Source organism: Streptomyces phytophilus (genome assembly GCF_013870535.1).
Classification (GTDB): Bacteria; Actinomycetota; Actinomycetes; order Streptomycetales; family Streptomycetaceae; genus Streptomyces; species Streptomyces phytophilus.
Genome location: NZ_JACBXC010001536.1, coordinates 1 through 1,262 on the forward strand (window position 1 = coordinate 1; position 1,262 = coordinate 1,262).

The 1,262-nt window shown below is 73.2% G+C and carries 1 pseudogene; it reads left to right on the plus strand.

Annotated features, from left to right (window positions below):
• Nucleotides 1–1,262, plus strand: a pseudogene (locus H5J30_RS34025) (ALF repeat-containing protein); the annotation flags it as partial.

The window sequence follows — 1,262 nt, forward strand, 5'->3', positions numbered from 1 at the left end:
CCGCCCGCGCGGCGCGGGACGCCGCCAACAACGCCGCCCGCCACGCGGAGAAGGCCGCCGCCTACGCCGAGGACGCCGCGGAGCACGCCGGACAGGCCGTCGAGTACGCCAAGAGGTCCACCGAGCACGCCAACGCCGCGAGCGAGGCGGCAGAGAACGCGGTCGACGCCGTCAACAAGGCGACGGAGATCGCACAACTCGCCCGCGACGCGGAGACCGCGGAGTTGGCGGCGATGGCCGAGACGGCCGGGGCGACCGCGGTGAGACTGCGGGAAGCCGACGACCTGGACCGGGAAATCGCCGGGAAGAAGCAGACCGAGCAGGGCATGCTGGAAAAGGCGACCGCCGACGCCCTCGCCGCCGCCCGGGCCGAAACCGATCCGGCCCGGCAGGTGCACTTCTCCCGCCAGGCCGCTGTCGCCATGCTCGCCCAGGCGTCTTTGGGCACGTGGTCCGCGGAGGCCGCCGCCGAGGCACTCGCCGGCACCGATGCCGACATGAAGGCATGGCTGGACGCGGACCTGCTCACGGCACGGCGACTCGACGACCGGGACCGGCTGGTGGGCATCGCGGAGATGGCGCCCATCCCCCAGGTCGCCGAAGGCTGCAAGGCCGCACTGGATTCCGGCGACCCGGACCGGGTCGAGGAGTACCTGACCACCGGTGTGATCGAGGCCATGGCCGAGGAGAACCGGTTGGCGATCCTGGCCCGGCTGGAGGGTGCCGGGAACGCGGTGAGGAGCAGGGGCAACGCCGCGATAAGCGCCGGAACGCCCCGGGCGCTGCACGACTTCTTCGCCGATGAGTTGCCGCCGGCGCAGGCGGAGGACGACCGGATCGCGATCCTCTCCGCCATCGAGTCCGGCGGACCGATGTTCCAGCTCGCGGCGAACGCGGCGCTGCAGGGCCCGCCGTGGATGATGCGCCGGTTCATCGAGTACGCGGCGCACCGGGCCAACCTCTACGACCAGGACACCCGGGCACACGTTTTGAAGGTCGGTTCGACCATCTCGCAGGCGGCGGCGGTCGCCAAGCGTGCCGTCGAGGATGCCGCCGGGGCGCAGAAGGCGGCCGCGGAGGCACGCCAGGACGCGGCCCAGGCGCAGAAGTGGGCGGACACCGCGAAGAAGGCGGCCACGGAGGCGGCCGACCACGCCAGGGACGCGCTGGCCGGCGCCAACGCTGCGCAGGCGTCGGCGGACAGGGCGTACGACTCGGCGAAGCAGGCCACGAAGGCCGCCGTGACGGCGCGCACGGCGTCG